The sequence below is a fragment of the Sandarakinorhabdus sp. genome, assembly GCF_032115815.1.
Taxonomy (GTDB): Bacteria; Pseudomonadota; Alphaproteobacteria; order Sphingomonadales; family Sphingomonadaceae; genus Sandarakinorhabdus.
In genome coordinates this window covers 1-4,624 of the sequence record NZ_JAUMBI010000098.1, presented here as the reverse complement: position 1 = coordinate 4,624, position 4,624 = coordinate 1, and the positions used below count along the sequence as shown (strand labels likewise).

The following is a 4,624-nucleotide window of genomic DNA, read 5'->3' as shown; positions in this document are numbered from 1 at the left end:
AGAAGGTGGAGGGCGTGCGTCCCTACACCCCGCTCGAACTGGCCGGGCGCAACATCTACATGCGCGAAGGCTGCTACCTGTGCCACAGCCAGATGGTGCGCCCGTTCCGCGATGAGGTGGAACGTTACGGCCACTACAGCCTGGCTGCCGAGAGCATGTATGATCACCCCTTCCAGTGGGGTTCGAAACGCACCGGGCCTGATCTGGCGCGTGTTGGCGGCCGCTATTCCGATGAATGGCATGTGGGCCACCTGAAGAACCCGCGTGAAGCGGTGCCGGAATCGATCATGCCGCCCTATGCCTTCCTGGCCGAAAAGCCGCTGAAGGCCGGCGACATGGGCAAGCATCTGGCCGCCCTTCGCGCGGTGGGCGTGCCCTATACCGACAAGGACATCGAGCAGGCCAACGCCGATCTCACCGCACAGGCCACGCCTGATGCCGATATCGAGGATCTGCAGAAGCGTTACCCCAAGTCGATGGGCCGCGATTATGACGGCAACCCGGCCGTGGTGACCGAAATGGATGCGCTGGTCGCCTATCTGCAGATGCTGGGCACGCTGGTCGATTTCAAGGCGGGCGAAGCGCAGGAGCAGCCCAAATGAGCCGCTATGAACTGCTGCGCCAGTTCGCGGACAGCTGGGCACTACTGGGCATGTGCCTGCTTTTCCTGGGCTTTGTCGGCTGGACCTTCCGGCCCGGCGCCCGCCGTCACCATGACGAAGCTGCAAAATTGATCTTCCGGAGTGACAGTGATGACTGATCACAACAAACGCGTTGACGAAGCCACCGGCACCAACCTGGTTGGCCATGAATGGGATGGCATCGAGGAACTGGACACGCCGCTGCCGCGTTGGTGGGTCTATATCTTTGCCGCCACCGTGGTGTTTGCCGCCGGTTATGTGGTGGCCTATCCGTCCTTCCCCGATGTGGCAGGCGGCACCGGCTGGTCCAGCCGCGGCCAGCTGGACGAAGCGCTGCAGGCCCAGACCGCGGCCCGCGCGCCGGTGGTCACCGCCATCGCCGCCACCCCAATCGAACAACTGACTGCCAATCCAGGGCTGATGCGCAGCGCCATCGAGGGCGGCCGCGCCGCCTTCAAGGTGAACTGCGTGCAGTGCCATGGTTCGGGTGCGGCCGGGTCGAAAGGCTATCCCAATCTGAATGACGATGACTGGCTGTGGGGCGGCGACATCGCGTCGATCTACACGACCCTGCAGCACGGCATCCGTAGCCCCGGCGTGGACGACTCCCGTTTCAGCCAGATGCCGGCCTTTGCCGACATCTTGTCGAAAGGCCAGATCAGCGCGCTTGTCTCCCACGTCCGGACCATTTCCGGCCAGGGCAAGCCCAGCGCCGCCGGTGCCCAATTGTTCGCCGTAAATTGTGCCAGCTGCCACGGACCGGATGGCAAGGGCATGCGCGAACAGGGCGCGCCGAACCTGACGGATGGGATCTGGCTCTATGGCGGCGATCGCGCCAGCCTGACCCAGACCATCGCCAAGGCCCGTTACGGGGTGATGCCGCACTGGGCCGGCCGGCTCGATGATGCCACCGTCAAGATGCTGGCCGCCTATGTCCATTCACTGGGCGGCGGCGAGGCCAATCCGGCCCCGGTCACGGCCAGCGCCACAACCGGCGAGGCTCCCACGGGATAACATGTCGGCGTTTGACCTCATCAACCCCACCAGCGGGCTCTATCGCAAGCGTGAGCCGGTCTTTCCCCGTGTGGTGAAGGGCCGGTTCCGCCAGCTGAAATGGGCGGTGATGATCTTCTGCCTGGCGGTCTACTACATCACGCCATGGATCCGCTGGGATCGCGGCGCCTATGCCCCCGATCAGGCGGTGCTGGTCGATCTGGCCAACCGCCGCTTCTTCATGTTCGATATCGAGATCTGGCCGCAGGAATTCTACTATGTCGCCGGCCTGCTCATCATGGCCGGCATCGGCCTGTTCCTCGTTACCTCTGCCGTTGGCCGCGCCTGGTGCGGTTATGCCTGCCCGCAGACGGTGTGGACCGATCTGTTCCAGCATGTCGAACGCTGGATTGATGGCGATCGCAATGCACAGCTGAAATTGAACAATGCGCCGTGGACAGCCGCCAAGCTCGGCCGCCGCCTAACCAAATGGAGCATCTGGCTCGTCATCGCCATGGCGACCGGCGGGGCGTGGATCTTCTATTTTGCCGATGCACCGACGCTGGCCAGCCAGTTCGTCGCTGGCGATGCGGCGTTCGTCGCCTATGCCACCGTCGGCGTGCTCACCGCCACGACGTTCATCTTTGGTGGCTTCATGCGTGAACAGGTGTGCATCTACATGTGCCCGTGGCCGCGCATCCAGACGGCGATGCTTGACGAAAAATCGCTGATCGTCACCTATCGCGATTGGCGCGGGGAACCGCGCACGCAGGGTGTGAAGAAGGCCGCCGCCGCGGGCGAGAAGGTGGGCGACTGCATCGATTGCAACGCCTGCGTCTCGGTTTGCCCCACCGGCGTGGACATCCGCCAAGGGCCGCAACTGGGCTGCATCAACTGCGCGCTGTGCATCGATGCCTGCGACGAGGTGATGGGCAAATTGAACCGCCCGCGCGGGCTGATCGACTATCTCAACCTTGATGATGAAAAGCACGAGCGCGCTGGCGGTGCTGCCCGGCCGATCCTGAAGACGCTGCTGCGCCCGCGCACCCTGATCTATTTCGCCATCTGGTGCAGCATCGGCCTCGCCATGTTGTTCACGCTGGGCGAGCGCGCGCGGCTGACCATCGACAGCGCCCAGGATCGCAACCCGGTGGTCGTCACCATGTCTGACGGGCAGGTGCGCAACGGCTGGACGATCAAGATGCGCAACATGGAAGGCCGCCCGCGCCAAGTGGAGCTGACCATGGCCGGCCTGCCCCAGGGCCGGATGTGGACCGATGCAATGGACCGCAAAGGTGCCGCGCGCAGCGTGCGGCTCAATCTGGCCGCCGATGCCACCACCCGCCTGCACCTTTATGTGGCGGCACCGGCCGGTCCGGCGGGCGAAACCCCGTTTGCACTGATTGCCCGCCCGCTGGATGCCACACCCGGCACCAACGATGGCCGCGAAGCCGCGCGCGACATCAAGTTCATCCGGCAATAGGGATCAGGCTCATGAATGGCACCGCACGCAGCAAGCCCGCCTTCACCGGCCGCATGTTTCTGGCCATCATGGTCGCCTTCTTCGGCGTGGTGGTGGCGGTCAACATCACCATGGCGCGGCTGGCCAGCGGCACCTTCGGCGGCACCGTGGTCGACAACAGTTATGTCGCCAGCCAGAAGTATAATGGCTGGCTGGCCAAGGCGCGGGCCCAGGATCAACTGGGCTGGGCCACCACGGTCAGCCTCGACGGCGCGCGCCGGGTGGTGATCACCGTGCCGGGCGCCGCCTTTGCGGCCACCGGCACAGCCCATCACCCGCTGGGCCGCGCCGACAATGTGCCGCTGGCCTTCGCTGCCGACGCACAGGGCCGGCTGGTTTCGACCACTCCGCTGCCGGCCGGACGCTGGCAAGTGCGCCTCGACGTTCGCAGCGGCCGTGATGTGAAACGGCTGCTCGAGGTGCTGGCATGAACAAGCCCGCGCCTCTGCACGGTGGCGAAGCATTGGCCGTTTCGCGTTTTGCGGTGCCGGGGATGCGCTGCGCCGGCTGCATTTCCAAGCTGGAAAACGGGCTTTCCGCCGTGCCCGGCATTGCAGCGGCCCGGGTGAATTTCACCGCCAAGCAGGTGCAGATCAGCCATGATCCGGCGCTGGACACGCCAAGGCTACTCAAGGCCCTTGCCGGCCTCGGCTTCGAAGCCAGCCCGCTCGGCGACGCGCTGGCTGGCCCCGATGGCGAAGCCCGGCAGTTGGTGAAGGCGCTCGCGGTCGCCGGCTTTGCCGCCATGAACATCATGCTGTTGTCGGTCTCGGTCTGGTCCGGCGCCGGCGGGTTGACGCGCGATCTGTTCCACTGGCTGTCTGCCCTCATCGCGCTGCCCACGGTCGCCTATGCCGGCCAGCCCTTCTTCCGTTCGGCCTGGAGCGCGCTGAAGGCCCGCCACACCAACATGGATGTGCCGATCTCCATTGGCGTCACGCTGGCCACCGCGCTGTCGCTGTTTGAAACCATCACCCACGGCGCCCACGCTTATTTTGACAGCGCGGTGATGCTGCTGTTCTTCCTGCTCGCTGGCCGCTGGCTCGATGCCGTGATGCGCGATCGCGCCCGCGACGGCGTGAGCGCGCTGTTGAAGCACATGGCCGCCGGCGCGCTGATCGTAGGCGACGATGGCCAGAGCCAATGGCTGAAGGCCGCCGACATAAGGCCGGCCATGAAGATGCTGGTCGCCAGTGGTGAGCGCCTCGCCGCCGATGGCGTGATCCTGAATGGCCGCAGCCATTTCGATCAATCGCTGATCACCGGTGAAGCCATGCCGGTCGCCATCGGCCCGGGCGGCACCGTGCTGGCCGGCACGCTCAACACGGGTGATGCGGTAGAAGTCGCCGTTACCGCTGCTGGTGCCGATACAAGCATCGCCGACATCGCCCGGCTGATGCAGGATGCAGCACAAGGCCGCTCGCGCTATGTCCGCATCGCCGACAAGGCGGCGCGGCTTTATGCGCCG

Annotated in this window: 6 protein-coding genes; all 6 read left to right on the top strand. The window is 65.3% G+C overall.

The annotated features are described in order from the left end of the window. Nucleotides 1-602, top strand: a 602-nt coding sequence (gene ccoO / locus RT662_RS06065; RefSeq protein WP_313669809.1) for a cytochrome-c oxidase, cbb3-type subunit II, incomplete at its 5' end; no start/stop codon positions are given. Then, nucleotides 599-760, top strand: a complete 162-nt coding sequence (locus RT662_RS06060; protein ID WP_313669808.1) for a cbb3-type cytochrome c oxidase subunit 3 — start codon at nucleotides 599-601, stop codon at nucleotides 758-760. The genes ccoO and RT662_RS06060, both read left to right, overlap by 4 nt. Beyond that, a complete protein-coding gene (gene ccoP / locus RT662_RS06055) occupies nucleotides 753-1,655 on the top strand; it encodes a cytochrome-c oxidase, cbb3-type subunit III (protein WP_313669807.1) in 903 nt (300 codons plus the stop codon). Before RT662_RS06060 ends, ccoP begins: the two co-directional genes overlap by 8 nt. Before the next feature lies 1 nt (nucleotide 1,656). Then, entirely contained in the window at nucleotides 1,657-3,117 is a 1,461-nt protein-coding gene (gene ccoG / locus RT662_RS06050) for a cytochrome c oxidase accessory protein CcoG (RefSeq protein WP_313669806.1), read from the top strand. Between the two features lie 11 nt (nucleotides 3,118-3,128). Next, the gene (locus RT662_RS06045) at nucleotides 3,129-3,587 is read left to right on the top strand and encodes a FixH family protein (RefSeq protein ID WP_313669805.1); all 459 of its coding nucleotides are present in this window, start codon (nucleotides 3,129-3,131) and stop codon (nucleotides 3,585-3,587) included. After that, a partial coding sequence (locus RT662_RS06040; protein WP_313669804.1) for a heavy metal translocating P-type ATPase occupies nucleotides 3,584-4,624 on the top strand: 1,041 nt, incomplete at its 3' end. The genes RT662_RS06045 and RT662_RS06040, both read left to right, overlap by 4 nt.